Source organism: Mucilaginibacter metallidurans (genome assembly GCF_003286435.2).
GTDB classification, from domain to species: Bacteria; Bacteroidota; Bacteroidia; order Sphingobacteriales; family Sphingobacteriaceae; genus Mucilaginibacter; species Mucilaginibacter gossypii.
Genome location: NZ_CP043449.1, coordinates 3,972,381 through 3,985,961 on the forward strand (window position 1 = coordinate 3,972,381; position 13,581 = coordinate 3,985,961).

Annotated in this window: 11 protein-coding genes; 6 read left to right on the forward strand and 5 right to left on the reverse strand. The window is 40.0% G+C overall.

Annotated features, from left to right (window positions below):
* The first annotated feature begins 100 nt into the window (after positions 1-100).
* Positions 101-1,261 carry a hypothetical protein gene (locus DIU38_RS17145; protein ID WP_112652251.1) on the forward strand — a complete coding sequence of 387 codons (1,161 nt, stop codon included), beginning with the start codon at positions 101-103 and terminating at the stop codon, positions 1,259-1,261.
* Between the two features lie 101 nt (positions 1,262-1,362).
* Here the strand turns inward: DIU38_RS17145 and DIU38_RS17150 are convergent, their stop codons facing one another.
* Complete coding sequence (locus DIU38_RS17150; RefSeq protein WP_091163093.1) at positions 1,363-1,911, reverse strand: inclusion body family protein; 549 nt, start codon at positions 1,909-1,911, stop codon at positions 1,363-1,365.
* Between the two features lie 411 nt (positions 1,912-2,322).
* Between DIU38_RS17150 and DIU38_RS17155 the strand changes: the two genes are divergently transcribed.
* The 5 genes from DIU38_RS17155 (at position 2,323) to DIU38_RS17175 (ending at position 5,989) form a co-directional block, all read left to right on the forward strand.
* Positions 2,323-2,871, forward strand: coding sequence for a hypothetical protein (locus tag DIU38_RS17155; protein ID WP_112683086.1), 549 nt, complete (start codon positions 2,323-2,325; stop codon positions 2,869-2,871).
* Between the two features lie 23 nt (positions 2,872-2,894).
* A complete protein-coding gene (locus tag DIU38_RS17160) occupies positions 2,895-3,560 on the forward strand; it encodes a hypothetical protein (protein WP_146750329.1) in 666 nt (221 codons plus the stop codon).
* Positions 3,544-4,350 carry a sensor histidine kinase gene (locus DIU38_RS17165; protein WP_112652248.1) on the forward strand — a complete coding sequence of 269 codons (807 nt, stop codon included), beginning with the start codon at positions 3,544-3,546 and terminating at the stop codon, positions 4,348-4,350. Before DIU38_RS17160 ends, DIU38_RS17165 begins: the two co-directional genes overlap by 17 nt.
* Before the next feature lie 25 nt (positions 4,351-4,375).
* On the forward strand, positions 4,376-5,023 hold the full coding sequence (locus DIU38_RS17170; protein WP_112652247.1) for a response regulator transcription factor: 648 nt from the start codon (positions 4,376-4,378) through the stop codon (positions 5,021-5,023).
* A 270-nt stretch (positions 5,024-5,293) separates the two neighbouring features.
* Complete coding sequence (locus tag DIU38_RS17175) at positions 5,294-5,989, forward strand: Crp/Fnr family transcriptional regulator (protein ID WP_091163089.1); 696 nt, start codon at positions 5,294-5,296, stop codon at positions 5,987-5,989.
* A gap of 287 nt (positions 5,990-6,276) precedes the next feature.
* On the opposite strand, the gene DIU38_RS17180 is transcribed toward DIU38_RS17175, so the two are convergent.
* The 4 genes from DIU38_RS17180 to DIU38_RS17195 all read right to left on the reverse strand — a co-directional run bounded on the left by DIU38_RS17180 (position 6,277) and on the right by DIU38_RS17195 (position 13,550).
* Positions 6,277-7,218 (reverse strand): helix-turn-helix domain-containing protein, encoded by a 942-nt coding sequence (locus tag DIU38_RS17180; RefSeq protein ID WP_112652246.1) that lies wholly within the window; start codon positions 7,216-7,218, stop codon positions 6,277-6,279.
* 248 nt (positions 7,219-7,466) lie between these two features.
* Complete coding sequence (locus tag DIU38_RS17185; protein WP_112652245.1) at positions 7,467-8,996, reverse strand: RagB/SusD family nutrient uptake outer membrane protein; 1,530 nt, start codon at positions 8,994-8,996, stop codon at positions 7,467-7,469.
* Between the two features lie 24 nt (positions 8,997-9,020).
* The gene (locus DIU38_RS17190; RefSeq protein WP_112652244.1) at positions 9,021-12,293 is read right to left on the reverse strand and encodes a SusC/RagA family TonB-linked outer membrane protein; all 3,273 of its coding nucleotides are present in this window, start codon (positions 12,291-12,293) and stop codon (positions 9,021-9,023) included.
* A 378-nt stretch (positions 12,294-12,671) separates the two neighbouring features.
* Positions 12,672-13,550, reverse strand: a complete 879-nt coding sequence (locus DIU38_RS17195) for a hypothetical protein (RefSeq protein ID WP_112652243.1) — start codon at positions 13,548-13,550, stop codon at positions 12,672-12,674.
* Positions 13,551-13,581 lie beyond the last annotated feature (31 nt).

Sequence of the window (13,581 nt, forward strand, 5' to 3'; positions counted from 1 at the left end):
TTAGGTATTCATTTTGTTCAGTATTTAATTTAAATTTGATTACCAGTAATACCTGTGTGCCGAAAAAGGGATCAAAGAGTAGGCAACAATTATTAAACCGATGGCCTTCCTGTTATGCTTAGCTGTAATAGCTTCACTGCTGTTACTGAACCCCTGTTTAAAAAAACAAGTTTTTAAACTATTTACAGCTGTTTTTTTTATTCTTACTTTCTCTGTAACAGTTCACGCTCAGCCCGCAAACCCCGATAGTGTAAAAAATAACAGGGTTAAAAAAGATTCAGTAACTAAAGCCCTTCTTCCTGATTCTATATTAAATATTTACAACCTAAGTGGAAGAAAAGATTCGGCCAGGTTAAATGAGATCATCGCTATCAGGCTCAAAACTACACTCCCAATCGATTCGTTCAAAACCCTGTATGTTGACGATATCAAAGTAGGAGAAACTGCTTTTTGGAGTAATAATGACTACGAAAAGATCGTGTATTTCAAAATAGATGAGTCGGTACAGAACCTGGCCGTGCAGTTTTTAGCCAGCAAATCCATCGATAAAGCCCGCATCCCGGTTTATTTTTCGGTGGGCTATTCAGGTGGCTACATAACCAAAGGATTAATAAAAACACAACTTGAGGTTAAACAGAAAATAAACCGGGTTTGGGTATGGATAATGGCCGCTATTATGGCCGGCTTCCTGGCTATGGGCTTAAAAAACAATATTTTAAAAGATGACAGCAATTTATACTACAGTCTGAGCCGCACGCAACTTCTTTATTGGACGGTCATTTTTTCGGTCACCTACCTGTATATATGTAATGAAACGGGGGCACTTCCTGATATCCCAGGCTCACTGCTGGCTATCCTGGGCATTAGCGCTGCAACTATGGCTACGGGCAAGGTTATCGAAAATGACCAAAAAACCAAAACGGAGATTGATCCTAAAGCACATAGTGAAGGCTTTTTTCACGATATCCTATCAGACAGGACCAGCATCAATATCCAGCGCCTTCAAAACGTGCTGTTCAATATCCTGTTCGGGCTAATTTTTATACAAAAAACCGTATCATCAAACCTGCTTCCCGATTTTGATAACAATATATTGCTGATGATGGGTATCAGTGCTGGCACTTATGCCGGGTTAAAGGCTACCGAACCAACCAAAGACCAGCCAACAGAGCAACATGATTCAACTACCGTTGGAAATGAAAAACCAACCGACCAACCCGAGGGAGTTGACAGTAAAGGAGGTAGTGGTAAAACCAAATAAAAAAGCTTTAAAGCCGTTTAATGGAAATCAGGCACAAGTCCGGTATCATTTGATGATAAACCGGGCTTGTGCCTGTTCTTTTAATTCGGGTTTAAGCTGGATTAGCTTTGTACGGTAACGGTTGGGTCCCAGTAATAGTAACCAAATAATACCGGATTATCAACGCCCCGCTGGCGCACATAAAGTGCAAACTGCACGTTGTATTGCTCGGTACCTTTGCTAATTACAGTAGCCTGGTTAAACCAAAAATTTTGAGTAGAAAAGCCAACCGGAATAGCGGTACCATTAATTGGCAAAATGCCTGTGCGCGTATATACATTGAAAGTTTCACCATCAAATACTACATCCTGCGCATACCATGCTAACTTGTAAATAACTACAGCCGAATCAAAGTTACCGTACTCTGATACTGCATACCAGCGTATAACATCACCTACATCAGCTTTGATGTTAAGGTCGGCGCCGCCAGATCCGGTCATGGTATTACCGCGGGTAGCAACCATATACATATAGTTATGCGGCAAACCTGTTGGATTGTTAGGATCCTGACTTGGGTTTGGATAATCGGTAGTAATTGCATCGGTATCGATAACTACCTGGATGTTGATGATCTCCTGCGAGGTGGAGACAAATTCACTGTTAATTGCCATGACTAAAAAGGTTATTAGGATAAATAAATGTCCCTACTCTTTAAAGGATTTTCGGGTTAGCTCCTTTGATCAGAGCGAACAGAACCGAAGCGCTTCTTAACCGGTTTTTCTTATTCGCTTATCACAATACAAACCTCCGCTTATTTAAACAGGCTTATTAGAGAAAAAATACCGAATAAAAAAAATAAGTATTTATACGTATACAAACCATAAAAACACCCTTTCACACTATTTCACACCTACTAACTTTGCGGTATAGGAAAATCAGCAGAAAACGAAGCGAACAATAAATAATTAGTGAGAAATTTTTTCACAGTAGTATAAATAATTTCTCACTTATATAATTTATTATTACCAACATAAAATACAAATAATACAACTATATTACCTGCATATTAAACCTATTATATCATGAAAAAACGACCTTTTAACTTATTCAGACCGATCGCTGCCGCGATTATTATTTGCTTGTTTTTTGCCATGACTTCATGCAGGCAGGCTACCAAATTTGCCCAGGTAAAGTACACCGCTACACAGGTTAATCACTGGCTCGACTCGGCCAAAACTGACAACTTTGTTTTTCAGTTTTACAGCCCCCAGATCGATGACGTTAAAAAGCCATATCAGCTTGTATCATATATTCTGGATACAGCCGGAGGCTATCTTAACCCGATGCATCCCGATACACTGGCTATTACAAAAGATACACTGGTTAACTTAACCGGCCCGGTGGTTTTAGGCAATACGTATCTAACCAAAAAAGCTATTATGGCGATTATCTCAACCGATAGCGGAAAAAAACGTGATTATGACTTCCTGGTTTTTACTCCTAAGATCATAGCTTCCAACCAGCACCTTGTATACGCCATCAGCCTTATAAAAAACGGTGTACCTATTGATTACCGCGACTCAGACACCGGGGATGTTGATTCAAATCCATCACCTCCGGCAAAAATGTAATAGTGTTACAAAACTGCTGCAAAGTGGAACAGCTAATAAAAGGTATATCTGACTGGTCGGAGGTTTGGGCGTTGCTCATTCCCCTGGCCATTCTTTGTTTGAAGAAAAAACAACCTGTTTTTAACAAACCTGTTGTTATATATTTATGGACAGCGCTGGCAATTAATGTAACTATTGATGTCATATGGAAGCTTAAAACAATTTTACCGCATCCATACAACACCAATAATTATCTGTATAATATACACTCCATAATCAGGGTGTTATTATTCAGCTCTTTTTTTATAAAGTTAAACCAGCAGTTTTTGTCCAAAACAAAAAGGATAGCGCCGTATATTTTTTTAGGGTTTGTACTTATCAATTTCAGCTTTTATCAAAATTTTTTTGATTACGGACAATTGAGCAGCAGATTACTATCATTTGAGGCGGTAATTATGATGTTTTATTGTATGCAGTATTACCTGTTTAAAATAACCGACGATGAAGAACCCGGTAAGAAACAGCCCGACTTTTGGATAGTAACCGGCCTGGGTATTTACTACACTGTAAATTTTTTTATTTTTTTGTTATACAATGAACTCACAATACGCCTGCACAATTTTGCCATAAACCTGTGGAATATCCACAATTTCACGTATACTATTTTATGTGTATTTATAGCGAAAGGTTTATATGAAACAAACGAATGATGATATCAGGCTCCTGCTCTTTATGGGCATTGCGGTTATGCTTTCCTTATTCGCGAGCATATTGCTCATTTTTATATTTTTTCAGCGTAAGAAATACCAGTATCAGCAAAAAATACAAAGGCTGCATCAAACCCAGCAAAACCAGTTGATAGAAGCAGCTGTGCGCAGTGAAGAAACTGAACGTCATCGTATTGCCGAAGAGCTACATGATGAAGTGGGCGCCATTTTATCGGCATCAAAGCTGCATCTACAAGGAGTAAAGATCAACGTTATTGATAAAAACAATGAGCCGAGGTATGAAAAAGGACAGGAGCTGCTTGACATGGCCATTAAACAGGTGCGTGGTATTTCGCACAATTTGCACTCCAGTATTCTGAAAGAGTTCGGGTTAAATGAAGCAATCAGGCATTTTGTTGAGAAAATAACAAATAACGACCTGATATTTATTACCACCGATCTTGATGATTCATATACAACCCAGGCTAATGAAAATGATATTAGCATATACCGCATGGTGCAGGAGTTAATGAACAATATACTTAAACATGCCAGACCTAAAAAAATACATATCACATCAACTTATAACCACGATGCTTTAAACATTAGTATTTTTCATAATGGGAAGGGGCTTAGCCATGCACAATATGAAGAACTGAAGTTTAATAAACAGGGCCTTGGCCTCAAAGCTATCCAAACCCGCATCATTTTGCTGAAAGGCAAGGTATCATTCAATCACAAGCCCGAGGGATACTACATTAATATCAGCATCCCCCGAACAATTACTATTTAACCATTATAACAATCAAAATAAGGCGATGAAACCTATTAAAATTGCCATAGCCGATGATTATACCATATACAGGGACGGCCTCAAAATTGGACTTACCCAGGATGAGAACCTGGAAGTAATGCTTGAGGCCGGCGATGGTGAAGACCTGATAAAAGGCATTGAAACCAATATGCCCGATGTAATTATCATGGACCTTAAAATGCCTGTTATGGATGGCATGGAAGCTACCAAACACATTAAAAAGAAGTATCCTGATATGAAAATTTTAGTGGTGACGATGTACGATGACGAAAAGTTCGTAATTCATTTAATGGAGATTGGCGCCAACGGATATCTGCTAAAAAACGCAGAAGCTGAAGAAATCAGGAAAGCGATATATTCGGTACACGAAACAGGCTATTACTTTAACAATATAGTAAGCAACGCACTTTTAAAGAAATTGGTGATAAAAGGCAATATCAAGCCATCTTTTAAAGAAGGTGTTGAACTTACCGAGCGGGAACAGGATGTACTGAAACTGATTTGTGCCGAAAAAACAGCCAATGAGATGGGCCAACAACTGTTCCTTAGCCCACGCTCGGTTGAAGGGATCAGGCAGCGCCTGATAGATAAGGTGGGCGTACGCAATACCGCCGGGCTGGTAATGTTTGCTGTAAAAAATGGGATAATATGAGGCTTTTTTAAAATGAACCGTCTCATTTTGCACATCCTCTTAAAACAAGATTCCGTTTATTAATAAACACACAAAATAAACGCTTAAAACAAACCTTAAAAAGCATAATTAATCTTTTCACTTAACAAAAAACATGATTTATCATTGTTAAAATCATATAAATCAATAATTATAGAAAAATTCATCGATTAAAATTCATTGTTTTGATAAAAAATACAATTTTCATTGATATTTTTACAACAAAACGTTGACTGATTGATCAAGATTTGAATGAAAAGAAATATCCAGTGCGATAATCAAACCTGTCTTTTATGTAAAGGCTGTATAAAAGAGTGGCTGCCTGCAATTGCAGCCAACAAAAAAAACTTTAATGTAAAAAAAGGACAGGTTATTTTCAGTGAAGGCGACCCGGTGAAAGGAATTTACTTTGTTTATGAAGGCAATGTAAAAGTTCATAAAAAATGGGGGCCGGATAAAGAACTTATTATTCGCTTTGCCAATAAGGGTGCCATTTTTGGTCACCGTGTGTTGGGTAAACATGCCACCCACTACCCTATTTCGGCAACAGCGTTGGAAGCAGGTATTATATGCTACATTGATATGGAGTTTTTTGAAGCTACTTTAAAAGTAAACCCTCAGTTTACCTACCAGCTAATGTTATTTTTTGCCGACGAACTGCAGGAGGCTGAACGCAAAATGCGTAATCTCGCGCATATGCCGGTAAAGGGCCGCGTTGCCCAGGCACTCATAAGCCTCAAAAATCAGTTTGGTACAAACCCGGAAGGCCATATTGATGTAGAACTTACCCGGCAGGACCTGGCCTCATACGCCGGCGCCACTTACGAAACCGTTTTCAGGGTAGTTAACGAGTTGTTACAGGAAAAACTGATTAGCACAAATGGCAAAAAGATCAGTATTATCAATCATGATAAACTTTTTCTTTTAACTCAGGATGATGAGTTGTAAATAGGATAATTACCTCGAAATATTATTATCCTTTTGCCTTAAATGGGGTTATTATTTTTTGCTTTTTTGTGATAAAAATCATCTGAGGCGTAAAGCAGAATATTGGCATCAATTGCGATATTATTCATAATCATTAGCTTCACCCCTGTCAAACCTATACCCATTATTCAAGGTAAATTCATTTAATCTGTCGTTCAAATGACCAACGTTTTTTTATATAGACTCAGTTTCTCTTTCAATTAACGACAATCATTTTTAACATTTAGATAATTATCGGCAGCCAGCCCTCACCCAACCAAATTCCGCACTTCAACCGGCGATAACGATGTTTGCTTTTTAAAGAAGTTTGAAAAATGTGATAATTGCCCGAAGCCCAGGCTATAGGCTATTTCCGAAATATTCCAGTCGGTTTGTTTAAGCAGGATGCGGGCCTCCTGGATGAGCCTGTTGGCTATATGTTCGGTGGTTGTTTTTCCAGTGCTTTCTTTTAATACCTTATTGAGATGGTTACTATGAACAGCGAGCCTGTCGGCATAGTCTTTAGCAGTACGCAGGATCACCTTTTGATCGGGTGACGCTATTGGAAATTGCCTTTCAAGCAGCTCAATAAACAGGGATGATACCCTTGCAGATGCATTATGACTGTTATTATAATTGGTAAATGGCTGCAATTTTTGGCCATAGTGAATCAATTCCAGCACATAATTTCTGATCAGATCATACTTGTACAGATAGTCTGATGCTATTTCCTGCTGCATCTTCCCAAAAACAAGTGTGATCTCCTCTGCTTGTTCATCAGTAAGCATAAACACAGGGCACCCTCCGGGACTGAAAATAGGCAATGAATCCAATATTACCCCACTTTTTGATTGCACCAAAAATTCATCAGTAAAAATACAAAAATAGCCAGACTGTTCCATATCCTGTGGTTTCCAACTGTAAGGGATTTTTGGGGTACCAAATACCAGCGCATTTTTTTCAATATTGATCACCTTATCAGCATACTCAGCTATGTTTCGGCCCCTTACCAGGTTTATCTTGTAATATAGCCTGCGATTGTAAGGCACATGGGTTGGGTCTTTTTTTACTATAGCGATGATGTCGCTAAGGTTAAATACATTAAAATGCCCTATCTCCTTGTTGATATCAGTCGGAAGCAGGTCTCCCACCGTGCTGTTGGTACGCTCGGCGGCGTTTTTATAAAAATCTTCTACTGTTACCGTTTTCATTTTTTTGCTTTGATGAGCTACACAAACTTAATGATAACTACATCACTATTTGCTTCAGGTAAATCAGTTCTTACAAAACTCAAACAAAAGTTTGCAGTAGATCAACACTTTATATTTTCCGGAGGCAAAACAAACTTAATACATAACAGAAATGTTATTTGAATTTGATAAATACCCATTAACAGATGATAAAAGAAGCCGCCTCATAATTGACTTACGAGGCGGCTTCCTTCTATATAACACCAGTATTAATAACCCGGGTTTTGGTACATCTTAACAGGGTCAAGTTTGTACTCATCAAAAGGAATTGGGTAATAACGATCTTTAGTGGTAAAGTTTGCCAATGAAGCCAAACCAAAATCAGTTTGTTTTTTTGCTTTGAAGTAAGCTACCAGATCTGCATCGTTAAAGGTACGCAACAGATCATACCAGCGGTGATGCTCAAAAGCAAGCTCAACACGGCGCTCATGCAAAATAGCCAGCTTTAATGTTGGGTATTTGGCAGCATAATCACTGTTAGTCATAGATGCCGCATAAGTTGGCATACCTGCACGTGTGCGTACCTGGTCAAGGAAGCCGATAGCAGCAGCCTGATCGCCAAGGTAGTTATTAACTTCGGCCAGGGAAAGGATCACATCAGCATAGCGCATCAGGATCCAGTCGTTACCGCCGTAGCCATTTACGCCGGCACTGGTGCTCACATCCCTGAATTTAGTAACAAACCAATCTTTCACAATAGGATCATTGGCATATTTAACAGAGAAAGTCATGCGGGGATCGTTGGTTTCATACTCATTAATCAAATCATGAGTAACATTATAACCAGCACCTGATGATTTTTTTTGCGAGTTGATAGTCTCACCCTTCGCCTGGAAATTAGCCGCAATTGAAGAGCTATAATTAACATCACCCTGAATATTTACTATCTGGAAGATTAACTCCGGACATGTTGTTTTTTTTGCGACATCAAAAACATCAGTATAAGGGATGCTGTTTAGCGTGCCAAAAGTACGCATATTATAAGCATTCATTAGATATGTTTTGGCATTGGTAAGGTTAGTTGTACGGTTAGCCTGATCCTGGGTAGTTGCCATAGTAAGATACACCTGACCCAACAGGAAATTAGCAGCCGCTTTTGAGGTTCTGCCGGTAGAAGCTTGCAGGTTAGGGAGCGGGCTGTTATTGATAACGTCTGTCAGATCGGCTACTATCTGTTGGTAAACAACGGCTTGCTTTTCGCGGAAAGTAGCTGTAGGCAATTCAGCATAAGATAATTGCTTAGTAACCAACGGTACATCCCCCCAAAGGCGCACCAATTCAAAATAAGTAAATGCACGCAAAAATTTGGCTTCGGCCATGTATTGCAACTTTACACTATTATCCGGAAACGGCACAGCATCAATATGCGACAATACCACATTAGCACGTGTAACAGTACCATAAAGCGATACCCAATGACTTTTAAGATAGGTATTGCTTGGCAGTATCGAAAAATTACCAAACTGAAAAGGTTCGCCTGCGTTTGACTGGTTATCCTGAGTACCTGTATCGTCAGACCGTTGATCGGTCCACAAGTCGCTGCTTTCGCCAACGTTATTACCACTGCGTAACGATTGATAAATACCGTTTACAGCCAGTAACACATCATTAGGGGTTTTATAGCTGGCATCAACCGTTATAGCGTTGGGGTCACTCTCATTTAAAAAGTCTTTTTTACAAGACGGGCTTATCGCCACTGCAACTGCAAGGCAGGCAATGGCTACAAATTTTTTATTCATCTCAATATCTCTTTAAAAAATTCATTAAAAAGTAACATTAACACCTAAGTTATAAGATCTAACCAGCGGGTAAGTACCATAATCGATACCTGGGGCCAGATTGGCAGGCTGAGTATTGTTTGAAGCAGCGCCTGAATAGTTATAATCCACATCGGGGTTATAACCTTTATACTTGGTGATGGTAAATGCGTTCACAACGCTGGCAAAAACGCGTGCTTTGCTCAGGCCTAAAGTTTGCTGCAGGAAGGCAGGCAAGGTATAACCTAAAGTAAGGTTGGTACAACGCAGATATGAGCCGCTTTGCAGGTAAAAAGTTGATAAACGGGTACTGTTACTTTGCGTACCGGCACGTGAAGCACGGTAAAATGAACCGTCCCCTGGTTCAGCTTCGTTACGATAACGTTGTGCAACATTAGCATACTGATTACCAGAACCCTCCCCATTGTACAAATAATAATCCTGGCCGTCAAGTATCTTATTACCATAAGAACCGTTGAATGAAGCACCGAAGTCAAAACGTTTGTAAGTGCTGTTAAGGGCGAAGCCGTAAGTAAATTTAGCATATGGTGAACCGATAATGGTTTTATCAGCATCATTCACAACACCGTCTTTATTGGTATCAACAAACCAAAGGTCGCCAATTTTGGCAGGGTTGGTTTGAGAAGCTGATGGAGCAGTTTTACCATAGTTAGAAGCGTTGATTATACCACCAACCTGGAAACCGTAGAACATACCGATAGGCTGGCCCTGGGTAGTTATACTGGTAAGGTATGAACGCTCGGCACCGTTGATGATGAGGGTATTTTGAGCAGGCAGTTTAACTACTTTGTTGCGGTTTAATGAAATATTACCGCTCGCGCCAAATGTAAAATCCTTTGTATTAATTATCTTACCATCTAACTGCAAGTCAAAACCGGTATTACGGATCCTTGAGTCGTGCAGATTAGTTAAGATAGTAGTACTGCCGGATATTGCCGAAATTGGCTGATTGTACAAAAGGTTATATGAATAACTTAAATAATAGTTGGCGATAACCTGTAAACGGCCGTTAAGTAAACCAATATCGGCACCAAAGTTATATTGTGAGGTTGTTTCCCAGCTTAGCTTAGGATCCTTTAAACCGCCGGCGTATGTAGCAGTAGCAATACCACCGTTTAACACTGCACCAACCGGGCTGGCCAGGGTTTGTGCGATAGCGTAGTTAGGGATATTGAAGTTACCACTTTTACCCCAGCTTGCACGAATCTTAACTGTTGACTGTTCGCCAAGGAAATTGTGATAGAAAGACTCGTCAGAAAGGTTCCAGCCTGCGGCCACAGAAGGGAAATAACCGTATTTATTTGCAGGTCCGAAACGAGAAGAACCATCGGCACGAAACGATGCGGTTAAGAAATATTTACCCGCATAGTTGTAGTTTGCACGACCAAGATATGACAATAATGTATAAGTACTTTTAGAAGCCGAGTTTAAACTAAAGAAGGCTGCATCGGCACCTTTACCTGAAAGTTCTGGTACATAATCACTCTGAAAACCGTTTGCTTTTACACTGATGTAATCGCTGGTTGTTTTTTGCGCAGTGTAACCGGCTAACGCATCAAAGTGGTGTTTACCAAATTGTTTGGTATAATTCAACGTAAACTCAGCCAGCCTGTCAACGTTAACAAGGTTTGATGCCTGTGCGTTGGCCGCCAGTATTGACTGCTGAGATCCCGGAGGGAACGCGCCACTGCTTATCGTGGTTGGGTAGTAGTAATCGTATTTTTCGGTATAGGTTTGTGTACCAAGGTTGGTTTTAAAATTAAAACCAGGCAAAATATTATAAGTAACGTTTGCATTATAAGTACTACGGTAACCCTTTCTATTAATTTTAATACGCTCGGCAAGTGCCACAGGATTTTCGATGCTCTGATAGCCGTATTGTGATGAACCGGCAGCTTCAACGTTTGTTTGTAAAGAACCATCAGCATTATAAGCAGGCAGGTAAGGCATATAAATCAGGGCGCCAAGGATTGGGCTATGATCAAAGCGGCCTTCCTGTGTTTCCTGGTTGGTATTTTGAGTATAAGCTATATTTGCACCAATATGGATACGTTTGCTGACATCACCATCAATATTTGTACGAAAGTTAACACGTTGCTGACCTGTTGATTGAATAATACCTGGCTGGTTTTGATACGCGCCGCTTACATAATAACGAATACCATTCGACGCTCCGGAAAAAGACAAGGTATGTTTCTGGAAAAACGTGTTGCGGTACAGCTCGTCCTGCCAATCAGTATGTACTGTTTGTTTAATAGGGGTTTGCGAAGCAAAATCATACAAGCCATTCGGAATACTTACACTGCCTGAATTACCAACGTTAGTAACGCGGGTTGCGTTGTTATCAGAGTACATGGCGTCGTTCCAGGTATGGCCTGAGTTTACCCAAAGGTCATGATAAGCGTTGTTGCGACCGTCGATAACCAGCAGTGCTGCCTGATCGGCATCAAGCAATTTCACTTTATGGGCAAGCTGATCAACGCCTGTTTGCACATCATATTCAAAGCGGCCTTTACCTTCTTTACCTTTTTTGGTAGTGATCAATACCACACCGCCCGATGCACGTGAACCGTAGATAGCAGCAGATGCAGCATCTTTCAAAATGTCGATGCTTTCGATGTCATCGGGGTTAATGAAGATATCATTACCGGCCGGGTAACCGTCAATTACATATAGGGGATCAGAGCTGGCATTGAATGAGCCAACGCCCCTTACCCTGATTTTAGTGCTTGTATATGGTGCACCGCTGGTTTGAGATACTTGTACACCTGATACTTTACCGGCAAGGGCCTGTCCTAACGAAGGAGCGGAGAGATTAAGGTCACTGGCTTTAACGCTGGCAATAGAGCCGGTAACATCACTTTTACGAATAGACTGGTAACCGATGGCTACTACCTCGTTAAGCATGTTTGACTTTGGTTTCATCTTAACGTTAATGGTTGATGAACCGCCAACAGCTATTTCCTGTTGCTCATAACCAATAAAGTTAAAAACCAGCACGGCGCCTTCATCGGCCGAGATGGTATATTTACCGTTTGTGTTAGTTGCGGTACCCTTATCAGTCCCTTTGATCCGAACTGATACGCCGGGTAACGGAAGATTAGTTTCGTCGGTAACAATACCGGTGATTTGGGTTGCGTTATATACTATATTTTTTGCCGAAGCGCCTGAGATAAAAGGTTTTAGCAAAACCAGTAAAAACAATACAGGAATTAAAAAAAACCTGCTCAAAAGATTTGGATTAATCTTTTTATTCATATTTTTAAAATTGATTGTTGAAAGAAATGACTTAAAGCCTTGGACCGCTTTTGAGTTATTTGACAATTATCCCGGACCAGGTGAGTGTTAGCGCATTCACCGGTTCTTAGTTTTATCGCCGGGCCCGATGTTAAGTTGAAGTTATGTTACATAGGCGATATTTTTAAAGACATGAGCAAAAGATTAATAATTTAATAATTATTATTGCGTTATCATTAAATAATATTAATATAGAGTTATTAATATTGTAATAATGACAGCAAAGCTAAACCTGTTATCTTAACCAAAGGATACCTTAGTGTTAAATTTACATTAAACAAAAAATAGAAAAATGCCTGCCTCTTTGCAGGCATTTTTACTTTAGTCAGTTGTTCAATACTACCATGAAGTAGTGGTAAAATTCACGTTATTTTTCCGTGATGACGTTACAGCTATCCCCTTCTCATCACCGCCAAGCAAGGAAAAGCCTTCCAGCTCATCGCCCCTGTCAATACCATCAACCTGGCTTAGCACCACCTGCTTACCAGCTTCTATTGATTTCTTAAGATCAACATAAGTAAACCGCCATTGCCTGCCTTCAAGTTTATTCTGGATCAACACTAAAATGCCTTTATCAGCCTTCCAAAACAGGTTTTGTACCCAGGGTGTACATGTAAATTTTTTGTAGAGCACACCGGGTTCCTTCGTGCTTTTGGCTTTAGCCAGTTTTTCGGGGTCGTATAAACGCACCTCGTTGCCATGATCGCCATAATCGGCAGTGGCTACATACCACTTATTATTATATTTTACATATTCCGGACGGGTGCCCTGGATACAGGCATCATCCTCAATGGTATTAATTAAGTTACCATCAAGCGTGCCGGTTTTAAGTAATCCTTTCCAGTTTACATTATAAATTACCGCCCTCCATTGGCTGCCCGCTGCATTAAGGCGGATGGAATTACCTATAAATGTCGGGCCCTTATCATTGTTATAAGCTATACCGGTTGGGTGGTTAATAATATCCTGCCCGTTTTGGGTTAGCTTATATTCCTTATGCTGATATACCAGGCTGTCATTTTCCAGCTTAAACTCCCGGATCACTCCTACTTCCCTGTCGCCATATAAAAATATGCGACCATTTTGGTATGAAATGCCCTGGCAGGCGCCCAACGAGTCGATAGTTATGGCACGGTTAAGTTTATGATCAATCGTGCCGGTGGTGATGCTGCCAACACCTAAAACAACAGCTATTATAGTTAAAGTAAGCTTTTGCATAAGTTTAAATAAAGTAATTACATTAGTGATC